Genomic DNA, 21199 nt, shown 5'->3' with positions numbered 1-21199 from the left:
CTCTAGTTAGGTCATATGTTGCCTTCCACTGCTTTGGAAACTGACTGCTCGAATGGGTATAATAGAAATAGGTTTGTTCCTGGCAGTTGTATGCCGCACAAATAGAAGATTTGATTATAAGGAGGGATCTTAATGCCGGATTTTGGCAATTCTTTTTCCGGTCTGGCCAAAGACCGAAAACTGACTGAGGCAGAGTTGATCAGGGCCATACGTTTCATGATAGCTGCGGAATATGAGGCTATTCAGATCTATATGCAATTGGCTGAGTCGACTGACAATGAACTTGCTATAGCCGTATTGAAAGACATCGCCGATGAGGAACGAGTACATGCCGGGGAGTTTCTCAGGCTATTGTATGAACTCGATCCAGATGAAGAGTCCTTTTATAAAGAAGGGTTTGAAGAAGTTGAAGAAGAGATCGAGAAACTGAAACAAAGGTAATTCTTTTCAAAGCTTAACCTGTTTTCAGTGGCGTGAATCTAATGATAAAGGGCTGTCTCGTAAGGGGCAGCCCTGTTTTGATTAATCAATGAATTGATATTTGCGGCTCAGTGTATCAATGCTGTTGATGCGAAAGAAGAGTGAGTTCTATGACCATTACCAGGTCTGAAAAAGGTTATAATCAGGTTATGAATTTTACCTGGCGGTAATAATGAGATGACAACCAGCGCAGATCACAATTACATGTTTTCTCGTTTACCGGCACTCAGGCACCGTGATTACCGGCTCTTCTTTTTTGGACAATGCATATCTCTGATAGGAACCTGGATGCAAACTATTGGTCAGTCCTGGCTGGTCCTGGAGCTTACCCATTCAGCTCTTAAACTCAGTCTGGTCAGCGCAGTACAGTTTTTGCCCTTGATGCTGTTATCGCTTTATGCCGGAACCCTGGTGGACAGATTCCCCAAACGCCACCTGCTGATTTTCACGCAAACCAGCCTGGCGGTTCTGGCGGCCATACTGGGCAGTTTGACTTATTTCCAGGTAGTGCAGTACTGGCATATTTTGATACTGGCCTCGCTGCTGGGATTGGTCAACACGCTAGATATTCCGACGCGGCAGTCCTTTTTTATTGAGCTGGTAGGAAAATCTGATTTAATGAATGCTATTGGACTCAATTCAAGCATCTTTAATCTGGCCAGAATAGTTGGACCTGCGCTAGCCGGATTCTTAATTGGGATTTTTGGTATAGCCATTTGTTTTTATCTGAATGCGTTAAGTTATCTAGCGGTTATCACCGGCTTATGGCTGATACAGACTCGATCTGAGGGGGTGGCGGACAAAGCCGGTTCGTTTTCAGATCTCTTTCAAGATGTACGCCAGGGGCTGAGTTATATAGGCTCGGTAAAACTGATCCGCCTGCCCCTCATTTTGTTGGCTCTGATAAGCACTTTTGTGATGAACCAAAATGTACTGATACCGGTATTGGCACAGCAAGACCTGGGACAGAACGCTGCCGGGTACGGTTTGCTCATGACCGCTATGGGCATAGGCTCGTTTACCGGTGCGATCGTCATTGCGGTGCGCAGTCAGGCCGGCCCAAGCCTTAAATATTTGCTGGGAGGTGCGCTCGGTCTATCATTTTTCACCCTGGTACTCGGTTTCGAAGATCAGTATGTACTGGTCTGTATAACCCTGCTGATAATGGGTTTCTGTATGACACTTTTTACCGCCCTGGTCAATTCCATGGTTCAGCTCAATTCGGCCGACCATATGCGGGGTCGGGTAATGAGCGTGTTTTCATTGGTATTCCTGGGAGTCACTCCAATCGGCAGTTTAATAGCAGGAAATATTGCAGAATATGCGGGTGTGCAGAATTGTCTGATCATCAGCGGCATAGTTGGCATCATGGCGGTATGCTACACTGCCTGGTTGATGAGAGATGTCTATGCTGAGAGCAGAAGTCCTCTAAAAGGCGAAGCTTGACCTTATTGACCTAGCGACCGAGTCATAATAAGGAGATGACCCAGCAGAATATTAGCTCTCTGACTAAGGCACACTAAAATGTGCCTTTTTTTGCGTCTCTCCGGACAATAAACGGATATTTTTTGTATGAGGAGAAATCATCTTGATACTGATCATCATCCGTACCTTAATTCTGTATTTCGTTGTGATGCTGTTACTACGCATTATGGGTAAAAGGCAAATTGGACAGTTGCAGCCTTATGAACTGGTGGTAATAATAATGATCTCAGAGCTGGCCGCCATACCCATGCAGAATACAGGAATTCCCCTCTACAGCGGCATAGTGCCGATCATTATACTGGTGGCTACTGAAGTGGTACTCTCCTTCGCGTCACTAAAGAGCGCCCGGGCTCGTGAATTGATCAGCAGCAAGCCCAGCGTCCTTATACAGAATTCCAAAATTGTGGAGAGCGAACTCAGAAGGGCGCGCTACAATATAAATGACCTTTTGGAACAGTTGCGGCTGAAAGACGTAGCTGATATCGATGACGTCGAATATGCCATTTTGGAAACCAGCGGCCAGATCAGCGTTATCCTCAAATCAGAAAAACGAGCGGTGCGGCCAGAGGATCTAAATATTCAGCCTGAAGCGGAGCAACTGCCCACCACCCTTATCATTGATGGCCAGGTGCTGCAGCAGAACCTGACCAAGACTAATATAGATTCGGACTGGCTGGAAAACGAGCTCCGCCAATCCGGAATTGATTCACCCCGGCAGGTATTATTCGCCATGCTCGATTCTAAAGGCAAGTTTTACTATCAGCTTAAATCCAGTTAGCAGGCAGCAACAAGGAGAACCGGAAAATGAAATTATTGGTAGGCATAATTGTAACAGTGGCATTGATTATCTCAGGTGGCCTGTACATCAACCAGCAGCTGCAACTTTCTTCCGAGCATCTCTTGGAGCAGATCGAACTGGTTAGCGGGGCAATAAGTCAAAATGATTGGGCGGTCGCGGCCGGGGAAACCGATAGACTAGAACAGGTTTGGGAGCAGCAATCCGGTTGGTGGCCGATATATATAGAGCATTCTGAGATGGATAATATTGAATTTTCCATGGCTAAATTTAAAGAATATGTGGAATGCCAAAATACCGCTCTAGCTTTGGGACAACTGTCAGAAATCAAGCTAATGATCGAACACCTGCCCCTTTTTAATTGTAGGATTGTATATCTAAGCTTTGCGGATGTCTTTCAGTTTACCATACGGTAAGATTTCAGGAAGTTGTAAAGTACTTAGGATTGCCGAAAAGTCTTCATTTGATTGGTTCTTTAGATAATATGAGCTGTTGCTTTTTGCATCATCAATAACAGTAAGATTAGCACTTCGAAGAGCATCTTGGATCTTTTCGGTAGACAACTCAAGTTTTCTTTTCTGAGTTTGTATTCTAGATACCGCTGGATTACCAAAGCCAGGTAGCACATTACGAAATGGCCGCGAATACTCGATTCTGTCCAAACAAAGATGGGTCTGGCCTCTAAATTGCTTTTCATAACCCTGAAGCTCTCCTCAATCTTCCAAAGGCCTTGATAGATCCTATCACCTGCGCCGCTGACAGGCTTTGTCCGAGCTTTGAATTCCATAATATCCATCGAATTGTGCATCCATTTCAACCTGATTTTCGTTGAATGAAACGTGATCGTCATCAAAATGGCCAGTTGCACATACTTTTTGCCACCCTTTTCATTTCTGCTTTGAGACTGGATTTGGAGTCCACAAGGCGCCGGGACTTCTCTATCAATCGTTCGCGGTCTCTACGGTCTTTCTCAGCACGTTTAGCTGACCAAGTTATCACCATATTGTCATCGAGCAAGACTTTTCGCCATTAATCTTAACACTGTTCTGAAAATTGCAGACCTTCCATTTAAATTGCGGGCTCTCCACAGTGTAGCCCTCGTCCCCAAGAACTAGGTTCTTAATTGCTTTACTTGCAGATCGGATTTTGTATGCCATGACATAATCAAAACCTTTTGACCTGAGGTAGGCCAGGTTCTGTTTAGAATTTAGCCCACGATCAGCGGTTATTATAATCTTCTTTATGCCATAGGTTTCCCGTAAGTATTCCATAACTGGCACCAGCGTCTTAAAATCATTGGTATTTCCGGGGAACAGTTCATAGCTAATTGGGATGCCCTCATCGTCAATTAAGAGCCCCATTACGACTTGGACCTGATTTACTTTGTTGTCTTTAGAATAACCGAACTTCTTAAGTTCATCGGCTCTGACTGACTCAAAGTAATAAGTGGTAACATCGTAGAAAGCAACTCCAAGGTTGCGTGTCATTTTAAGTGATAGCTGCTTGTTCAAGTGCCTTTCAGAGATTTCTTTTCATTGGCAAGAAAAGAAAGACTCCGGTATATTTGTTCTAAATTCATTTCCTTGGAGTTGATAAAGAACTCCTTTTGTTCAAAAGCTCTTTTTCTTTGATGCCGGTTTTAGCAACCGGAAGTAAACGAGCATAGATGTCGTATCTTTGACTTTGAACTTAAGGTTGGAATCACGCTTCTGGCGATAATCGAAGAAGTAATCAAGTTTCAATTCATCCCAGATACTCTCGTATACCTTAACGCCGTAATTACGAATAGGAAAGCCTTTAGCAGCGTCGTTATCAGATCCTTCCAGGTAATGCTGGATATCTTTAAATATTGCTTCTTGTTTAAGACTCTCGTTGAAAGCCCTGGACTCCCGGCATTCTCTGCGCAAACGATTCAGAATTCCAGGCTCCTGCGCTTCCAATTCGTCTGCACGCCCTAATACCTTAAGTACCCTGGTCTTGGGCTTCTTATTAACTGGATCCCGATAAGACTCCACGATTCTCACATATTTGATCCCTCGGCTGTTATATACCTGTAGACTGCTCATGCCTGCACCCTCGTATGAACCAAGTATAGTATAACCATATTATAACATACATACGTTAGATATACAGTAGAGGATATAAAAATACCCGATAAATACTAATATTACAGCATTTACACGGGTATTCTTTTCAGCTTAGATGAAATCGAACATAAAATCATGGCGATGTATTCAAAGGAATGATGCGCGACATTGGCCTTAATCTGACCGGATTTTACGGGGCTTGTGGCATATCTGGGCCATTTGATTTCTAAGATAACCAAATCCTCCCCGGAAGTGAACATGGGCAGAATCGGCCGCTGGAGTCGTGTTACCCGATCATCTATTTGACGGGATCGTATTCAAAAGCGCAATCCTGTCAGATCATCAACAAATGCGTCTACTCGGTGCTTGGCCATTATGAGCGGCCAAAGACATCCTGGGCATCTGGATCAGCGAGCCCGGCTATCAAGCTTTTTGCGCATCCATCTGTTCCGACCTGAAAAAATTATTGCGTGCAAGACATTTTTATCGCCTGTCATAACCGGCCATGGAGGACTTGGCGAAGCCATAAATGCCCCATGTTTTCCCAAGGACAAAGCAACAGCTTTGCATAGTCCATCACAATTCGCAATTCCACTAAATTTGCAGTATAAGGATCCAAAAAGCATTTTGCGCTGACATAAAAAAAATCTACGGTGCAGTAAATTTAGACGACGCATGGTATGCCAAGGAAGAATCCGGGAAAAATGGGATAGACTCCTCCATTTTTAGGCCTGGGATGCTAATTGGGCTACCTACTCATCCACGTTTTTCAATTATCCTGAACTTTGAATCCGGCATTTGATTTATACGACAAATGCAGTGGAAGCGTGCCACCAGGATGGTGCGGAAATTTACGAAGACAAAATCCATCTTCCCCACAGATGACTCAATCCGGAAAGTGGTATTTCTTTCGACTAAGGAAATCACGAAATGGACTGTTCCGCGTTTCAAGGGACTGGGCAATGGCGTACAGCCAGATTATGATATTCTTTGCAGACAGGTTAGTGGATAAGGCGGTTTGAGGGCTCTGCCCTCAAACTCCCGAGTTTACCCGCTCAGGGCTTACCGGTGGTGAAAACGGCAGACTCATTGCCCGCCGTCTCACCGTATAAGCCACAGCGAGCGTTAGGTCGCTCCTCAGCGTTGCCCGATTTATGCTGCAATAATATTATGGTCAAATTTTAGGATGATTATTCCATTTACACTGAAGGATGTTCACAACCTAAGGCGACATCGCCCCACTATCGGATGAAGCTTCTGACAACTGCTCCCCTCGACTTGCTCCTCAAATCTGCTGCACCGTTTCAACCAGCCGGTTAAACGCCTCCTGTAGATTCTTTTGTTTCAAGTCCCAAACGGTATGCCCCTGCAGGGGCAAATCATGTATTCTTTCACAATGTGGAATCGGATCTGCTATCTTTTCAAAGCCGTACCGATCTGCCATGGAGAATAAATACTGACTGTTGTGCTCCCATTCCTTGGTGTTGATTTTATTTGGGATTAAGAGCTTAATCAGATCAGACTTCCCGCTCCATGCTGATAGATGTTCTTCCAAACCCTGTAGTTCCTCTAGTTCATCGCCATGATTAAGATCGGTACATACCATGACATAATCCACCCGCTGGCTAAACAGCGGATTATCGAACAAATATATGGAATTGGCAAAAATATAATCGTATACGGAGTACTCCTGTAGTTGTGAAGAAGCCACTTCCCCAAGAGAGTCTATATCACCACTGATAAAATCGATACCGAGCCTTGAATGGAATATGGCATTGCCGTGTCGGTCCAAAGCTTGATTATTAGTCTTCTGATCATCTGCGTAAGTTTTCAACCATTTAGGAAGCTTTTCGTCTCTTGCCAGATCCATTATCAAAATCCGACAACCTTGTTTTGTCAATCCGTAAGCCAGATTAACCAGTATGGTTGTAATGCCACAGCCCGTATGATTGGATAAAACCGCAACCAATTTCATGGGCACTGCTCCCCCCGAATACATGATTATTGGACTATGATTTTAATCGGATATTTTCTGCATCCCGATGCGCAAGTACTTTTCGGCCAGATCGACATAGAGTTGTTTTCCCCAGGTCCAAAACTTAAGATCCTTTTCCCCAATTTCTCTTATGACCCTGGCCGGGTTGCCAGCTGCCATCACCCTGTCCGGGATCATCTGATTCATCTTAACAACCGCGCCTTCGGCCACAATAGCTCCCATACCTATACGCGTTCCGATACTGACTATGGCTCCCATGCCGATAACAGCCCAATCACCGATCTCTTCCGAATGGACTATCGCACCATGACCAAATGTAACCCGGTTTCCGATTCTGCTTATCAGATTCGGGGGAACGTGGATAATAACCCCTTCTTCCACCGCCGTTTCCGAACCGATCTCGATACGACCATAATCGCCGCGCAATATGGCCCCGTGCCCGATATAACACCTCTCGCCTATTTTAACATTTCCGATCACGGTCGCGGTTTCACTTACATAAGTACCTTCCCCGATTTCGGGGGTGTTGCCATCAAAAGCATAAATCATTCAATACCTCCGCCTGTATCACTAAAATTAATCAATTGCATTCTTACAAAATCATGCAGTTAGATAGTTTATTATACGTTCACAACGCATCTTATTTAAATTGCTCTACAAGGGACTTTTGATATTTTTCCGGGTAATGGGAATCAATGCCCGCATTCCCCATGATGCTGGTGTTGCTGGCATATTGAACCGGTGGAGACCAAATCACCTTGCAGATACGCTGTAACCGCAGCTTGAGCATCGCCGCTCGCACCTACGATAACCTGTATCCCTTTCTCATTGAAAATATCTATAGCTCCACTGCCCATTCCCCCGGAAATAATCACGTTGACACCTTTGTCGTATAGGAAGTTGGGCAAAAATCCCGGCCGGTGTCCGGGGTTGGCAATGGTTTCAGAATTGATTATCTGGTTGTTCTCAGTATCGAATACCATAAAACTCTCACAATGGCCGAAGTGTTCCGTTACTTTGCCATTTTCACTTGCAACAGCGATTTTCAACATCTTTCTTACCCCCAGTCTGGTTAGCTCATTAGCCGCAGGTTCAATCCATTTGGCGTCGTATAATTCAATATCACCGCGGTCGCAGGCAACTGAAATTTCAGGATCAATTGGCAGCTTGGCTAGCACTTTCAAATTGTGCTGCCTGGCAATCTCGTCGATGTGGCTATCGCCAAAAATCTTATAATCTTTGCCATTATCAGGGCAGGTGAAATATGACATGTTTTCCACCAAACCTATAATAGGGATTTTCATCATCTGGGCCATTTTGACCGCTTTGGACACGATCATCGAAACCAGCTCCTGGGGAGAAGTAACGATGATAATTCCATCGACTGCTATGGACTGGAATACCGTGAGAGGCACATCGCTGGTGCCTGGAGGCATATCGATAAACATGAAGTCGATATCATGCCAGATAACATCGGTCCAGAATTGTTTGACCGCTCCCGCCAGCATAGGCCCTCTCCATACTACAGGATCGGTTTCGTTATTCAACAGCATATTGATGGACATGATTTCGATCCCGGCTTTACTTTTAGTCGGCAACAAGCCAAGCGCATTACTACCTGCTTTACTCGTTATTCCGAATGCCTTTGGTATAGATGGACCGGTCACATCAGCATCCAGTATGGCGGTATTATATCCCTTCCGGTTTATGCTTGCCGCCAGCATGGAGGTGACTAATGACTTGCCTACCCCGCCTTTGCCGCTGACTACTCCGATAACCTTTTTTATACTGCTCAGTTCGTGGGGCTGTTCTAAAAAATTGGTTCTCGATTCTTTTCTCTCGGCACAGTCCTCACCGCAGCTTCCGCAACTCTGGTCACAAATTTCGCTCATCAGATCTACTCCTTTACATTAATAGTCAAGTTTACTATGGAAAAACAGATTGTTGGTTCGAACATGATCATTATAATCGGTCACTGCCTGCAAAGAGCATTTTCATGGTCTTGTCGTAAACCATTCTAACAGCACGCCCTGCCACGCAGTCTACATCCACAATGGTCAGCCCATTATTAACAGCCTTTACTGCATCCTTATCAAACGGCACCAGCCCAGCCAGGGGAAGGTTTTCATTCTGGCAGAAAGATTCGATCGCTGCCATCATTTTTAAATTGGTATCATATTTGTTTACACAGGCTATGATTTTGGTTGGAAAGGACTGAGCAGTTCTTACAATACGTTCCATATCCTTGAGTCCAGATAATGAAGGTTCAGCAACGATCAATACCAGGTCCACACCGTTGATCGACGCAATTACTGGGCAACCAATGCCTGGAGATCCATCTATTACCACCAATTCCGCTCCGGGAACTGTCGAAATCAATTGATTTTTCACTTCCGTGACCAATTTCCCCGAGGTGCCGCTTCCCATTTCCAGTTTTGCGGTAGAAAACATCGCTTCGTCCTGGAAAAGCCTCAATTTCCCGGAAACTGCAGGCCGGAGCGATACTGCCCTGGTCGGGCAGGTCACCTCACACACCCCGCAGCCCTCGCAGGCATAATGATCCACCCGATAATCTGGAACTACGGTAATAGCCTCAAATCGGCAATTCAGTCTGCATAGATCACAACTGATGCATAAATCATTATCTATTACTGCCTTAGGCATTCCGTAGTAATCCTTTTCTATCGGCCTTACGTCATGATGCATGACTAGATGCAAATTAGGAGCATCCACATCGCAGTCGGCATAAGCACTAGCCTTTGCCAACTTGATAAAAGCGCTGGCTAAGGTGGTCTTGCCTGTCCCCCCTTTTCCGCTAAGTATCAAGAGTTGTTTCATGCTCCACCTCCTTTATCACCTTTTGCAAAAGGGAAGAGAATAAACTGCGGTATACCTCATTTGCTCTGGCAGCTACCACACCATTGCCATTAAGGTTTCCCAGTTCCTGATCGAAGGGGATTTTACCCAGTATGGAAATGTTGTTTTTGAAACAGAACTGTTCGGCAGGGTTATCCGCTTCCAGACATTTATTTAGGATCACCCCGTGTGGCTTGTTAAAAAGCTTCACCAATTCCCACACCATATCGAGATTATGGACGCCAAACAAGGTTGGCTCCGCCACCAGGATGCAATAATCAGCGTCTTTAATACTCTCCATCACGATACAAGCACTGCCCGGTGGGCAGTCTATGAATACAGTCTCATCCCTCCCATGTTCTCCATCAGCCATCATGTTCTTAATAATTGGAGTCCCGGACGGTTCTCCAATATTCAATACCCCGGTATGCACAGTTACATTTTCGGAAACACCTCTTAAGATTTTTCCAATATATTTGTCTTTTTCTGTCAGGGCATACTCAGGGCAGAGCAAAAGACACCCCCCACAGGAATGACAAATATGCTCGAAAATTTTCAGTCTATCACCAATGTAGGCCAATGCGTTAAACTTACAGAAGTCCACGCAAATGCGGCATCCGTTGCAGAGGCGGTCGTCTACGACGGGGACCTTAATGGCCATGTTTTGTGCCTGAACTTGAATAGGCTTAAAAAACAGGTGGCCATTCGGTTCTTCAACATCGCAATCGATATACACAGATGATTCAGCCACCGCAGCCAGATTGACTGCCAACAGGGTTTTGCCGGTGCCGCCTTTGCCACTAAGTACAGCAATATTCACGTTATTCGCCCCCGCGACCATGAAATCCGGAATGAATTTCAGTTAGCACTGCAAGCCTGCCATCAATGAAGGCATCAATATTATCCGTGACTGAAACGCCGCTTGTCTTATAAATCTTAATATTCGCAGCCTTGATAACCTCTGCCGCATTCTCACCACAGCGTGGGGTGAGCAAAGCGCCAACATTATTGTCAGCGACGATCTGTGCCGCTTTTATGCCGGCCCCACCCTGGCTTGCTGCGGCATGGTTGTCTATGAAGCGGCTTTCTTTGGCTTCAGTATCATATATCAAGAAATAAGGTGCCCGTCCTAAGGAGATACAAACCTTGGCAGGCATACATTTGTCATCTACAGGTACGGCGATTTTCATTAGCCTTCCTCCTTGCTATTGTCACTTACCAATCCTCTGCCGAAACGATGTCGGTGGCAATTGCCGTGTCCGCAAGCGTCTCCTAAGCCATCACATAACCGGTATTCCCCGCCTCCGATAAACAGAACCTTGCCATTCACCAAGGAATCCGCCAGTTTCTTTCGGGCTTCATTGTAAATGCCCTGAACGGTGGTGCGGGCAACATTCATCTGTCCGGCGCACTCTTCCTGAGTTAATCCTTCCAGGTCGATAAGCCTGATAGTTTCATACTCATCGACACCCATATTAATGAACTCCATCGCATTAGCCTGGCCTTCTAAAGGTCCAAAGCGATTGCTCTGCGGCAGGCAGCATACTTTTCTCCATTTTCGCGGTCTTGGCATTCCATCACCTCTGTTGCCGCGGAGTGATTCGGGGCGTCCCCCGAATAACTCCGCTCATCTCTATAATCGTTCCAAATGTCTATCAATTACCTCTAGTCTTCTCTGCAGAGATGCTTTTTGCTCGTGTAGCAGCTCTTTGTGTATCTCTGCTGAAGCATTGTGTCTACTGGTTCTGCGCCGTGATCCTGTTAACCTCAAGTCAGGTCTGCATCCGCATCCTCTTCTCAGCCGTAATCCGCCGCTCGCTGCTGATTTTGCCCTAGTGCATAATCCTAAGCCCCGGCCAGTTTTGCTTCCAAGTCCTATAGGTCCGGTTCTATCTCTTCCTGGCATATCATACCACCTCCATGGGTTCATGACATATGTCATTTATAAATGTATTATGCAGTTATTACTGACATATGTCAATAATAATAAGGCCACTAATGCAAAAAAAAGTGGCCGACAATAAACAGAACCATTCGTTCTTGTCGGCCTGGGTGGTTTTTAAGTTTCACAGTGTGTTTGTCCCAGAACAACTGGAGCACGGATTGCTATGGTATCATAGATATCCCATGAGCGAAATGACCCCACAAGGTCTTTTTTACCATCTCCGCTTGATCCTCCTGACAATCAACCATAACAATCAATTCCGTCACCGCTTTACGGCGATTTTTTGACTTGTTTTTGATCCTACTCCAGAAGTAATCTATCAGACAGCCTAGCAAGAACCCGACTGTCAGACCTAGCAGGCCCCATATTATAGGACCCCATTCCCATACGAAGCCAAATATTACACCTAGTGTCATCAATACTGTAGCCAGTATAAATCCTCCATCCGTCACACTGACACCATCGGAATGATGAATAGTATCAAAAATCTCCCGGGGCTCCCTTCTAAGTTCCATAGGGAAGGCTAGTATCTGTTCATTTTTCAGGCCTTGTTCCACTAACTCGCTGACAGCTAACTCAGTATACAGTGAGTAATCAAACGAAGCTACGATAAACAATGCTTTTATCCTCCTAGCCTGGGCAGTGGCCTTTTGGCGGCCGCATTCTGAAAATTGTTGCGAAAATACTGAGCCTGTTCTATATCAAACAGCTTATTGATTTCAATTGCGTTAACATATGCATCCCAGGCAGCAAAGCCATAAAATGAAGGTATATTGATGAAAAGTTGCCAATCAATCACAGCTTTACCCTGTTGAAAATCGCCCATAACAGTGTAACCAATAGCAGGAAGGGCATTTGATGCTATTATCACAGATGATGAAACCACCATCAGAAATATCGCTTTAATCGTCTCCGCAGTATACAATTGGCCTATTCCTGGGATCAATAAAGACCAAACCAGCGCTACCCGGGGGTTCCTCTTCTCCAGAGCATTAGAAGCTGCGCCGATCTTTGTAGGAACAATGGGGGCAGATTCCCTGTCACCCAATACCGATAACTTATTAAACTCAATTGCTAGACGATAACTATCCCAAATAGCGAAAACCAGCACTCCGCAGTACAAAAGCAGCCATTGTGTATCCAGCACATCTTTGGCTTTAGCAAATTCACCCGTAAAGCTATACATAATGGCGAGGTTGATATGGGCCATTTGGTTAATAATTGCCTCGCCAATAAATACGAATATCCCCTTGGCCATGCTTCCGCAGGCTAAATGACCGAATCCAGGAAAAGCTAATGACCACCACGCAATAACCCAGGGTGTTCTGAGGTGAAAACTATTTAAACTGAATGAGGTCATATTCACTTTAGGACGACGGATTATTTGATTGGATGGATTATCCATGGCAAGCCTTCTTAACGAAAAAGCATTAGTAAGATACTGCCATTATTTTGTTGCATCGCTAGCTGAAATATTCTCTGGAAGGTCATGTGATAATTAATAAGCCCGGATTTCTCCGGGCTCAGACATTACTGAGGTAAAAGTACAAAGGGGGCGGTTCTTGGAGGGACAGAGGGACGTCAGACTGTGTGAAAACTAGTCCGCAGAAAAAGGAAAAAAACATATAAAAGTCGAATGATAGGGTGATAGCGAGGTGGAATAATGGCCTACATTAAGGGCGAAGACCGCATGCAGATCACCCTTTTTCCTGAAGCGGTCGATGACTATATATCAACTGATAATCCAGTTAGGGTAATTGAAGCATTCGTTAATTCGTTGTACATGAAGGACCTCGGGTTCCAAAAAGCGGAGCCGAAAAATACTGGTAGACCTCCATATGATCCTAGGGACTTGTTAAAGCTCTACTTGTATGGTTATCTAAATCGGGTTAGATCATCTCGGAGGCTAGAGACCGAAGCCGGTCGGAATCTTGAGTTGTTATGGTTATTACGGAAGCTAAAACCCGACTTTAAGACAATAGCTGATTTTAGGAAAGATAACCCCAAAGCCCTAAAAGGAGTCTTCAAACAGTTCACCCTGTTATGCAAAGACTGGGACTTGTATGGCAAAGAGGTCATAGCTATCGATGGTTCCAAGTTCCGAGCCAGCAATTCCAAGCGCAATAATTACAACCAAAAGAAGTTACAAAGACACTTAAAATATATTGACGAAAAAATTAACGGCTACTTTAATGAATTAGATAGCAACGACCAGGACGAAGCCGATATCCATATCCCCAGTGCTGAAGAGATCCAGAGGCGCATAGAAGAACTAGAAAGCCGTAAAGGTAAATATACCGCCATGAAACAGCATATGGAGCAAACCGGGGCTACAGAAGTATCGACCACTGATCCAGATGCTCGGCTAATGGCTGTTAATAATAACGGAGTAGAAGTCAGCTACAATGTACAAACGGCGGTAGACCAAAAGCATAAGCTAGTGGTAGACAGTGAAGTCATAAACAATCCAGCTGACCAAGGGCAGCTAAGCAATATGGCTAAGCAGGCCAAAGAAGTATTGGAAGTAGACCAAATTAAAGTATTGGCCGATAAAGGATACTACTCAACCAATGATCTAATCGAATGCGAGAAAAACCACATAGAGACCTATGTAGCCAAGCAGAGATTTACCGGTAATATAGCCAACACCGACTTTCAAGCTGACAAATTCCAATATGACCAAGAGCAAGACGTTTACCTATGCCCCGCAAAAGAGATTCTCTATCCAGGCAGAATAAGAGAAGTCAACGGAGTAAAATATCGAACCTACAAAAACTACCGGGCCTGTAAGGGCTGCCCCTTAAAGGATCAATGCACCAAAGCCCAGAAGGGCCGAACAATTAGCCGCAACCTAGCCCAGCCATTACTGGATGAAATAGACCGCCGGACCAAGGAAAATCGAAAACTGTATGTACAAAGGCAAATGATCGTAGAACACCCATATGGAACCGTAAAAAGGGGCTTGGGTTATAGTTACTTTTTAACCAGGGGATTAGTGTCTGTAAATACGGAAAACAAGTTACATATGTTGGCCTACAACATGCGAAGAGTAATCAATATTCTGGGAGTTGAAGAAATAGTAAAAAGGCTGGCCTCAGCATAAACTGCACCAGCCTGTTTTTTATCAAAATATCACTAGTAATACTAAATGACCAGTAAAACCTATCACGTAGTTTTGGGATCTCATCGAAAGTTCTCACACGGTCTGCCGTCCCTTTGTCCCTCTTTTTGTCCGCTTTGTCCGCTTTATTTAACTTCCGGTTTGAATCGCTACCAGGCTGGTTGCACCGTATTTTTCCCTCAGGCGAGGCTTTTCAATCTTGCCGGTGGGGTTGCGCGGTACTTGATCGAATACAATCGCCCGGGGGCGCTTGTAGCGGGGCATGGGGGCGCAAAAAGCCCTGATATCTTCCTCGCTGCATTCTGCACCGGGTTTCAGTTCAATGATGGCAGCAGATATCTCCCCGAGCCGCTTGTCAGGCAAGCCGATCACAGCCACATCTTTGATGGCTGGATGGGCACGTAGGAAATCCTCGATCTGCACCGGATAAATGTTTTCTCCGCCGCTGATTATCACATCTTTTTTACGGTCCACCAGATAAATGAAGCCGTCTTCATCCATCCGGGCCATATCCCCGGTAAATAGCCAGCCATCGCGTAAAACCGCTGCGGTAGCTTCGGGATCCTTATAATAGCATTTCATTAGGCCAGGGCCTCTCACTACCAGTTCCCCCACCTGGCCATTATCTACCGGGTGACCATTCTCATCGGCAATCTTGGCCTCCCAGCTATGTCCCGGAACACCAATAGCCCCTACTTTGTGGATGTTCTCTACACCCAGATGAACACATCCTGGGCCAATAGCTTCGCTTAGTCCATAGTTGGTATCATAGAGATGATTAGGGAAATACTGCTTCCAGCGCTTGATCAGACTGGGCGGAACCGGCTGCGCCCCGATATGCATCAACCTCCACTGGCAAAGGTTGTAATTTTCCAGTTTCAGGTCGCCTTTTTCAATGGCATCGAGAATATCTTGCGCCCACGGAACCAGCAGCCACACTATTGTTACCTGTTCTTCGGAAACGGTTTTGAGTATCCACTCCGGTCTCACACCGCGCAACAGAACCGCTTTACTCCCTGCTACCAGACTACCAAACCAATGCATTTTAGCACCAGTATGATAGAGCGGCGGAATGCACAGAAAATTATCTTCTCGCGTTTGGCCATGGTGCTTTTGTTCAGTAATAGCTGAAGACATCAAACTGGCGTGAGTATGAAGAATCGCCTTGGGAAAACCGGTTGTTCCTGAGGAGAAATAGATAACCGCATTATCCTCATCACCAATAACGATTTCCGGGTCGTCCGAGCAGCAATTGGCAGTGAGGCGGTCATAATTCTCAGCAAAGCTGGGCCGGTTCTCACCTGCGAACAGCAATATCTTCACCTTGGGGATCTGATTGTATATACTCTCCACCCGGCCGATGAACTCCGGACCAAAAACCAGCACCTCAGAATCGGATAAATCCAGACAGTACTTGATTTCTTCTGCTGTGTAGCGGAAGTTTAGCGGCACCGCTATAGCCCCGCTCTTTAAAATGCCGAAATAGATAGGCAGCCACTCCAGACAATTCATCAGCAATATGGCTACTTTATCTCCTTTTTTAACTCCCCTTTTGAGCAGCAGATTGGCCATGCGATTTGCTTTTTCGTTGAAAACCTTCCAGGTCATATCACGCCGATATTCCCCGGCGGGATTATTCTCGATGAGCTCATACTCCAGCCAGGTGACATTGTGGCTTTCCTGCAGGTCCATGTTGATCTCGGTGAGACAAAGTTCAGTGCCGTAGATGGCGGCATTGCGTGTCAATAAATCCATGATAGGCATGAAATGCTTTCCTCCCGTTCTACCGTACAACCATATGATGAATCGAACAGCCGTACTTCAGATTTTAAGTAGTTTGACTATACAAAATTATATAGCCAGTAGCATGGTTAATCAACCATTAATAAAGCCTGGCATACAATGTGCATTTTAATAGACAGATGATTACACACGATCCTAGTTTTCTAATGGTATAAACCAGCGAATAGCGTATACGATGGCCGCGCATGAAATATTTCCGGTAGTAAAATCACCGCAAATCAAAGCATAACCCCAGGCATCACTCTTTGCCGTTCCAGCAGTAGGTGCATATCTTGTCCGCTCCTATGCCAATAGCCTCCAGCATATTGGGCAGGTTCTGGTATGACAGGGAAGTGCAGTTGAGCCGCTTGCCTATACACTCTACCATGCGATGATACTTTTCATTAGCTGGGTCACAGTAATCATCTACCGATTCCGGTTCCCTACCTTCCAGTTCAGTTATGGCCCGTCTGGCCGCCAGGTCCATTTCTGAGCGAGAGGTTGAGAAATTAAGATACTTGCAGGCGAATACCAACGGTGGGCAGGCCGGCCTTATATGAACCTCACTGGCATCGAATTCATATAACAGTTCTGCGGTCTCCCGCAGTTGTGTGCCGCGTACTATGGAGTCGTCGCAGAACAAGAGGCGCTTACCTGCCACCAACTCCGGCACCGGCATCAGCTTCATTTTAGCCACCAGGTTCCTTATATCCTGATCCTGAGGCATAAAACTCCTCGACCAGGTAGGGGTATATTTGATGAAAGGGCGGCCATAGGGAACATGAGCTTGATTGGAATAACCTATCGCATGGCCGATCCCAGAATCTGGTATACCGGCTACCATATCTATCTCCACATTGTCGTTTTTGGCCAGGAGTGCGCCGTTACGATAGCGCATAACCTCAACGTTCATGCCTTCATAGGTAGAAGAGGGATAGCCGTAATAAACCCACAGGAAGGCACATATCTTCATTTTATCTTTGGGGGGATCTATTGGCTCTAAACCATCCGGAGTAATCAGCACTATCTCCCCCGGCCCCAGTTCATATTTAAACCTATATCCCAGATTGGCAAAAGTGCAGGACTCAAAGGAGACACAATAAGCCCCTTCCTTCTCCCCTATTACCAAAGGGGTGCGGCCCATCTTGTCCCGGGAAGCGTAGATACCCCGAGGGGTCAACAGCAGGACCGAGCAGGAGCCTTCAACCAATTCCTGCATCCTCAATAACCCGTCCTTAAAGGACTTCTCCTGGTCGATGATAACTGATACTAGTTCGGTGGGATTAATGGTTCCGATACTGGTCTCCAAAAAATGAATATCGCGGTTGGCAAAGGCTTGATCCACTATCTCATCCAGATTGTTTATCCTGGCTACAGTTGTTATGGCATATTGGCCCAGGTGGGAGCGAATCGTCAATGGCTGTGGCTCTGTGTCGCTGATGCATCCTATACCCATGTTGCCCGTCAGTTTCACCAGATCGGATTCGAATTTGGCCCTGAACTGTGTGTTCTCGATGTTGTGTATGACGCTATTAAAATTCTTGCCATTCCAAATAGCTATACCACCCCGGCTGGTGCCCAGGTGTGAATGGTAATCAGTCCCAAAATACACGTCCATGACGCAGTCTTGTTTAGATACAACCCCGAAAACCCCGCTCAAAGCTCTACCCCCCTTTTGCTTTTCCCCAATGGAGCAATAAGAATACCTTATAAATATAACAAATATCGAGGATATCTGCTCATATTAGGCAAGAAAATTTTTGTGAATAATTTTACCAAACCTTGAGGTCTGATGGTTAAACTATAATACTGGCGGCATGGGTGCTGCAGGGATTGTTTTTCCAGGCTATAATTAGACTATTATGTATGTCATTAGTATAATAAGTGGCATAAATAACCAGGAGGCTCGATGGCACTCCTGGTGTTAAATGATTAAAATGCATAATATGGTTGCTGCTGTCACTCCGGTACTTCAATGACAGACCAATTTTTCCTACCAATAGGTGTATTCATGGTCAGGCACATCGATTACGGGGTGCTGACTTTCTATAACTTTAATCTGGTCGGATAATCGAGATGCCATCTGGTTGAGCTGTCTGCTGAAATCGTTGCACATTTGTTGAGCCTGCTGATCGTCGGTCTCCATGGCGAATGACTGCAGGGTCCTGCTGTTGGCACGCAATGATAACACTGCTTGCTGTACTTTCTTGCTGGCAGTCAAACCTGTTCCCTCCTTTTTGACTCTAGTTTGAGCTTGTGATCCATCCATTATGCAGGCAAAGAAGGCTCATATTTTTCGATATTTCCAAATGTAAACAAGTCAACAGATTCAAATCGGAAAGATGCCTGTGAAGGGTGATAGTGTGGAATGACCATTCCATAGATTGTTGTCCTTTTTGGCAATATTATCTAGAATAGTAATTGTGAGGTGAGAATCAATATGACCAGGAAGATCATATTTATTTCTAATCGCCTGCCAATAACAGTAACAAAAGGAGCAAGTGGGTTTGAGTATCACGAAAGTATAGGCGGACTTGCAACCGGACTAAAAAGTTATCACCAGCAAGCAGGCAGTATCTGGATAGGATGGCTGGGTTTAGCCGACGATGAGCTTACCCCCAAGGAGAAAAACCTTATTCAAAAGCGACTTAAGAATCAGCATAAATGCTTACCGGTTTTCCTATCCAAGCAAGCGATCAATGATTATTACTATGGATTCTGCAACAACACCATCTGGCCTCTCTTCCACTATTTTACCGATAAAACTGAGACCCAGGTATCGACCTGGAAAGCCTATCAGGATGTGAACCAAAAGTTTTTCGAGGTGCTTGAGACCGTAATTGGAAAAAATGACACCATTTGGATTCACGATTATCAATTGATGTTATTGCCCCGGTTGATAAAAGATAAGTATCCTCAAGCTCAAGTCGGTTATTTTCTGCATATACCCTTCCCTTCCTTTGAAATATTCAGATTATTGGTATGGCGGGAAGAAATACTGCTAGGCATTCTAGGTGCAGATCTGATAGGTTTTCATACCTATGACTACGCACGCCACTTCCTAAGCAGTGTACGACGACTATTAGGATTCGATCATAATTTCAATACCATCAATCATGAAGGCAGATCTATTCTGGTAGATGCCTTTCCTATGGGCATTGATTATGATTTTTTTGTGAAGAATCATGCTGTGCAGGTGGAAGAAGAGATGGCAGCCATCGCTGAACAAACAGCATCCAAAATTGTATTGTCAGTGGATCGGCTGGATTATACCAAAGGCATTCCGCAAAGGATAACGGCCTTCAGTCGCTTTCTGGAAAAATATCCGGAATATCACAAAAAAATTCGCTTTTATCTTATTGTTGCTCCCTCTCGGGAAGAAGCCGACTCGTACAGCGAGTTGTTAAAAGAAATCGAAAAATTGATCAGTAGGATAAACGGTAAATATGGCACTCTGAATTGGATGCCTATCTGGTTTTTCTTCCGTTCCTTCAGTCAACAAGATTTAATCTACTTTTATCGTCACGCTGATGTGATGCTGGTAACCCCGCTGCGCGACGGAATGAACTTGGTAGCCAAAGAATACGTAGCATCCCGAACCGATTGCCAGGGTGTGCTGGTGATCAGTGAGACTGCCGGGGCCGCCAGTGAACTATCTGAAGCTCTGGTTGTCAATGTAAACAATTTTGACGCCATAGCTGACAGTATTAAGGTCGCCCTGGAAATGCCTGAGGATGAAAAAAGGGCTAGAAACAAGCTTATGCACAAACGCTTGCAGAGGTATAATGTAAAATTCTGGGCAGATGAATTCCTGATGACTCTAAAAACCAGTGTGGCCGATTGGCGCCAAAACATGGCAACCAAAGACCTGGAAAAAAGCAGTTATGTAATCGAGCAGGCTTACCAACACTCGAGCAATCGAATCCTGTTTTTGGATTATGACGGCACTCTGGTAGGCTTCAAATCCATTCCTGAACAAGCTAAGCCGGATCAGGAACTGATCGGTCTGTTATCGGATTTGGCTGATGATCCCCAAAACATGATAGTGATTGTTTCAGGACGGGACAAATATATCCTGGAAGAATGGTTTGGAGATCTTAATGTACATATATTGGCCTCCCATGGATTATGGCTGCGTCATTCTCATGAAACCGAGTGGATTATGACCACGCTCCTGGAGAATGACTGGAAGGACACGGTAAGACCCATACTAAGCTTATACACTGATCGAACCCCTGGTTCCTTCATCGAAGAAAAGGACTATTCTATAGCGTGGCATTACCGAAAATGTGAACCGGACATGGTGGCATATAAATTGAGCGAGATAAGAGAACATCTAATGTCTCTAATCAGTTCGACTACATTGGGGCTTCAAGAAGGCAACAAAGTTCTAGAGGTCAAAGATGCTAGAGTCAATAAAGGCTATGTATCTTCCTTATTTATTCAGCAGAACGATTTCGATTTTATTCTCGGAGCCGGGGACGATTATACGGATGAAGATCTTTTTTTGTCCCTTCCTCCGGGTTCTTTTTCCATTAAGATTGGAATAGAGAATACCAACGCGAAATATCAGTTAAAATCCTGGCAGTCAATGCGCAGTCTGTTGCGCAAATTGGTAAGGATCAGCAACACCAATAAACAGCAGTAGGTG

At 45.1% G+C, this 21199-nt stretch carries 22 protein-coding genes and 1 pseudogene; 7 read left to right on the top strand and 16 right to left on the bottom strand.

What is annotated here, in order from left to right:
- Positions 1-132: 132 nt before the first annotated feature.
- The 4 genes from AC15IQ_RS13490 (at position 133) to AC15IQ_RS13475 (ending at position 3177) form a co-directional block, all read left to right on the top strand.
- Positions 133-441 carry a ferritin family protein gene (locus AC15IQ_RS13490; RefSeq protein WP_483179725.1) on the top strand — a complete coding sequence of 103 codons (309 nt, stop codon included), beginning with the start codon at positions 133-135 and terminating at the stop codon, positions 439-441.
- 216 nt (positions 442-657) lie between these two features.
- On the top strand, positions 658-1926 hold the full coding sequence (locus tag AC15IQ_RS13485; protein ID WP_483179724.1) for an MFS transporter: 1269 nt from the start codon (positions 658-660) through the stop codon (positions 1924-1926).
- 142 nt (positions 1927-2068) lie between these two features.
- Positions 2069-2743, top strand: a complete 675-nt coding sequence (locus AC15IQ_RS13480; protein ID WP_483179722.1) for a YetF domain-containing protein — start codon at positions 2069-2071, stop codon at positions 2741-2743.
- Between the two features lie 26 nt (positions 2744-2769).
- Complete coding sequence (locus AC15IQ_RS13475; RefSeq protein WP_483179721.1) at positions 2770-3177, top strand: DUF4363 family protein; 408 nt, start codon at positions 2770-2772, stop codon at positions 3175-3177.
- Positions 3178-3236: 59 nt separating this feature from the next.
- Here the strand turns inward: AC15IQ_RS13475 and AC15IQ_RS13470 are convergent, their stop codons facing one another.
- From AC15IQ_RS13470 to AC15IQ_RS13460, 3 genes are all read right to left on the bottom strand, one after another.
- Positions 3237-3557 (bottom strand): hypothetical protein, encoded by a 321-nt coding sequence (locus tag AC15IQ_RS13470; RefSeq protein ID WP_483179719.1) that lies wholly within the window; start codon positions 3555-3557, stop codon positions 3237-3239.
- A gap of 199 nt (positions 3558-3756) precedes the next feature.
- Positions 3757-4272, bottom strand: coding sequence for an IS1634 family transposase (locus AC15IQ_RS13465; RefSeq protein ID WP_483179717.1), 516 nt, complete (start codon positions 4270-4272; stop codon positions 3757-3759).
- 99 nt (positions 4273-4371) lie between these two features.
- Entirely contained in the window at positions 4372-4827 is a 456-nt protein-coding gene (locus tag AC15IQ_RS13460) for a hypothetical protein (RefSeq protein ID WP_483179715.1), read from the bottom strand.
- A gap of 135 nt (positions 4828-4962) precedes the next feature.
- On the opposite strand from AC15IQ_RS13460, the pseudogene AC15IQ_RS13455 reads away from it, so the two are divergent.
- Positions 4963-5870 (top strand): annotated as a pseudogene (locus AC15IQ_RS13455) (IS256 family transposase); the annotation flags it as partial.
- 263 nt (positions 5871-6133) lie between these two features.
- On the opposite strand, the gene AC15IQ_RS13450 reads toward AC15IQ_RS13455, so the two are convergent.
- The 10 genes from AC15IQ_RS13450 to AC15IQ_RS13405 all read right to left on the bottom strand — a co-directional run bounded on the left by AC15IQ_RS13450 (position 6134) and on the right by AC15IQ_RS13405 (position 13050).
- Positions 6134-6823, bottom strand: a complete 690-nt coding sequence (locus AC15IQ_RS13450; RefSeq protein WP_483179714.1) for a nucleotide-binding protein — start codon at positions 6821-6823, stop codon at positions 6134-6136.
- Positions 6824-6865: 42 nt separating this feature from the next.
- Positions 6866-7393 (bottom strand): gamma carbonic anhydrase family protein, encoded by a 528-nt coding sequence (locus tag AC15IQ_RS13445; protein WP_483179712.1) that lies wholly within the window; start codon positions 7391-7393, stop codon positions 6866-6868.
- 143 nt (positions 7394-7536) lie between these two features.
- Positions 7537-8736: an iron-sulfur cluster carrier protein MrpORP gene (locus AC15IQ_RS13440; RefSeq protein ID WP_483179710.1), complete on the bottom strand. Its 1200-nt coding sequence runs from the start codon at positions 8734-8736 to the stop codon at positions 7537-7539.
- A gap of 70 nt (positions 8737-8806) precedes the next feature.
- Positions 8807-9682: an ATP-binding protein gene (locus AC15IQ_RS13435; RefSeq protein WP_483179708.1), complete on the bottom strand. Its 876-nt coding sequence runs from the start codon at positions 9680-9682 to the stop codon at positions 8807-8809.
- A complete protein-coding gene (locus tag AC15IQ_RS13430; RefSeq protein WP_483179707.1) occupies positions 9660-10520 on the bottom strand; it encodes a nucleotide-binding protein in 861 nt (286 codons plus the stop codon). Before AC15IQ_RS13430 ends, AC15IQ_RS13435 begins: the two co-directional genes overlap by 23 nt.
- Position 10521: 1 nt before the next feature.
- Positions 10522-10890, bottom strand: a complete 369-nt coding sequence (locus AC15IQ_RS13425) for a NifB/NifX family molybdenum-iron cluster-binding protein (RefSeq protein WP_483179705.1) — start codon at positions 10888-10890, stop codon at positions 10522-10524.
- On the bottom strand, positions 10890-11273 hold the full coding sequence (locus AC15IQ_RS13420) for a DUF134 domain-containing protein (RefSeq protein WP_483179703.1): 384 nt from the start codon (positions 11271-11273) through the stop codon (positions 10890-10892). Before AC15IQ_RS13420 ends, AC15IQ_RS13425 begins: the two co-directional genes overlap by 1 nt.
- 60 nt (positions 11274-11333) lie before the next feature.
- Positions 11334-11606, bottom strand: a complete 273-nt coding sequence (locus AC15IQ_RS13415; RefSeq protein WP_483179701.1) for a DUF5320 domain-containing protein — start codon at positions 11604-11606, stop codon at positions 11334-11336.
- Between the two features lie 200 nt (positions 11607-11806).
- Positions 11807-12262: a hypothetical protein gene (locus AC15IQ_RS13410; RefSeq protein WP_483179699.1), complete on the bottom strand. Its 456-nt coding sequence runs from the start codon at positions 12260-12262 to the stop codon at positions 11807-11809.
- A 5-nt stretch (positions 12263-12267) separates the two neighbouring features.
- Positions 12268-13050, bottom strand: coding sequence for a hypothetical protein (locus AC15IQ_RS13405; RefSeq protein WP_483179697.1), 783 nt, complete (start codon positions 13048-13050; stop codon positions 12268-12270).
- A 258-nt stretch (positions 13051-13308) separates the two neighbouring features.
- Here AC15IQ_RS13405 and AC15IQ_RS13400 point away from each other — a divergent pair, with 258 nt between their 5' ends.
- Positions 13309-14748, top strand: a complete 1440-nt coding sequence (locus AC15IQ_RS13400; protein ID WP_483177445.1) for an IS1182 family transposase — start codon at positions 13309-13311, stop codon at positions 14746-14748.
- A 147-nt stretch (positions 14749-14895) separates the two neighbouring features.
- Here AC15IQ_RS13400 and AC15IQ_RS13395 read toward each other — a convergent pair whose 3' ends face one another.
- The 3 genes from AC15IQ_RS13395 to AC15IQ_RS13385 all read right to left on the bottom strand — a co-directional run bounded on the left by AC15IQ_RS13395 (position 14896) and on the right by AC15IQ_RS13385 (position 18769).
- Positions 14896-16530, bottom strand: a complete 1635-nt coding sequence (locus tag AC15IQ_RS13395; RefSeq protein ID WP_483179695.1) for a class I adenylate-forming enzyme family protein — start codon at positions 16528-16530, stop codon at positions 14896-14898.
- A 277-nt stretch (positions 16531-16807) separates the two neighbouring features.
- Positions 16808-18208: an amidophosphoribosyltransferase gene (locus tag AC15IQ_RS13390; protein WP_483179693.1), complete on the bottom strand. Its 1401-nt coding sequence runs from the start codon at positions 18206-18208 to the stop codon at positions 16808-16810.
- A gap of 333 nt (positions 18209-18541) precedes the next feature.
- On the bottom strand, positions 18542-18769 hold the full coding sequence (locus AC15IQ_RS13385) for a DUF1657 domain-containing protein (RefSeq protein ID WP_483179692.1): 228 nt from the start codon (positions 18767-18769) through the stop codon (positions 18542-18544).
- Positions 18770-18976: 207 nt separating this feature from the next.
- Here AC15IQ_RS13385 and AC15IQ_RS13380 point away from each other — a divergent pair, with 207 nt between their 5' ends.
- Complete coding sequence (locus tag AC15IQ_RS13380; RefSeq protein ID WP_483179690.1) at positions 18977-21196, top strand: bifunctional alpha,alpha-trehalose-phosphate synthase (UDP-forming)/trehalose-phosphatase; 2220 nt, start codon at positions 18977-18979, stop codon at positions 21194-21196.
- The last annotated feature ends 3 nt before the right edge of the window (positions 21197-21199 follow it).

The organism is Syntrophomonas sp. DTU019 (genome assembly GCA_913757435.1).
In the GTDB taxonomy this organism is placed as follows: Bacteria; Bacillota; Syntrophomonadia; order Syntrophomonadales; family Syntrophomonadaceae; genus DTU019.
This window is presented reverse-complemented; position numbering and strand designations above follow the sequence as displayed.

Coding starts and splice junctions, on each gene's coding strand:
- AC15IQ_RS13490 (WP_483179725.1), top strand. CDS start 133: ATGCCGGATTTTGGCAATTCTTTTTCCGGTCTGGCCAAAGACCGAAAA.
- AC15IQ_RS13485 (WP_483179724.1), top strand. CDS start 658: ATGACAACCAGCGCAGATCACAATTACATGTTTTCTCGTTTACCGGCA.
- AC15IQ_RS13475 (WP_483179721.1), top strand. CDS start 2,770: ATGAAATTATTGGTAGGCATAATTGTAACAGTGGCATTGATTATCTCA.
- AC15IQ_RS13470 (WP_483179719.1), bottom strand. CDS start 3,557: ATGGATATTATGGAATTCAAAGCTCGGACAAAGCCTGTCAGCGGCGCA.
- AC15IQ_RS13460 (WP_483179715.1), bottom strand. CDS start 4,827: ATGAGCAGTCTACAGGTATATAACAGCCGAGGGATCAAATATGTGAGA.
- AC15IQ_RS13450 (WP_483179714.1), bottom strand. CDS start 6,823: ATGAAATTGGTTGCGGTTTTATCCAATCATACGGGCTGTGGCATTACA.
- AC15IQ_RS13445 (WP_483179712.1), bottom strand. CDS start 7,393: ATGATTTATGCTTTTGATGGCAACACCCCCGAAATCGGGGAAGGTACT.
- AC15IQ_RS13440 (WP_483179710.1), bottom strand. CDS start 8,736: ATGAGCGAAATTTGTGACCAGAGTTGCGGAAGCTGCGGTGAGGACTGT.
- AC15IQ_RS13435 (WP_483179708.1), bottom strand. CDS start 9,682: ATGAAACAACTCTTGATACTTAGCGGAAAAGGGGGGACAGGCAAGACC.
- AC15IQ_RS13425 (WP_483179705.1), bottom strand. CDS start 10,890: ATGAAAATCGCCGTACCTGTAGATGACAAATGTATGCCTGCCAAGGTT.
- AC15IQ_RS13420 (WP_483179703.1), bottom strand. CDS start 11,273: ATGCCAAGACCGCGAAAATGGAGAAAAGTATGCTGCCTGCCGCAGAGC.
- AC15IQ_RS13415 (WP_483179701.1), bottom strand. CDS start 11,606: ATGCCAGGAAGAGATAGAACCGGACCTATAGGACTTGGAAGCAAAACT.
- AC15IQ_RS13405 (WP_483179697.1), bottom strand. CDS start 13,050: ATGGATAATCCATCCAATCAAATAATCCGTCGTCCTAAAGTGAATATG.
- AC15IQ_RS13400 (WP_483177445.1), top strand. CDS start 13,309: ATGGCCTACATTAAGGGCGAAGACCGCATGCAGATCACCCTTTTTCCT.
- AC15IQ_RS13395 (WP_483179695.1), bottom strand. CDS start 16,530: ATGCCTATCATGGATTTATTGACACGCAATGCCGCCATCTACGGCACT.